1 protein-coding gene is annotated in these 235 nt (G+C 72.8%); it reads left to right on the top strand.

Translation table 11 applies throughout. The features are described 5' to 3' along the window. The coding region (locus tag ACQG3P_RS23965; protein ID WP_426806446.1) for a GTP-binding protein at nt 1–235 on the top strand (235 nt) is incomplete at both ends.

Here is a 235-nt window from a genome sequence, read left to right as displayed (position 1 = left end):
GCCCGCACCCCTCCCCTCGAGCGTTACCGCAATCTCGGCATCATGGCCCACATCGATGCCGGCCAGACCACCACGACCGCGCGCACCCTGTTCTACACCGGCAAGAGCCACAAGATCGGTGAAGTGCACGACCGCGCCGCCACCATGGACTGGATGGAGCAGGTGCGCGAGCGTGGGTTCGGGATCCCGGCCGCGGCGACCACGGCGGGGGGGCCGGGCCGGGCGCGGGCCCGGG

Source organism: Stenotrophomonas sp. SrG (assembly GCF_050031795.1).
In the GTDB taxonomy this organism is placed as follows: Bacteria; Pseudomonadota; Gammaproteobacteria; order Xanthomonadales; family Xanthomonadaceae; genus Stenotrophomonas; species Stenotrophomonas rhizophila_A.
The sequence above is the reverse complement of the archived record's forward strand: the minus strand, read 5'-3'. Positions and strand labels throughout refer to the sequence as shown.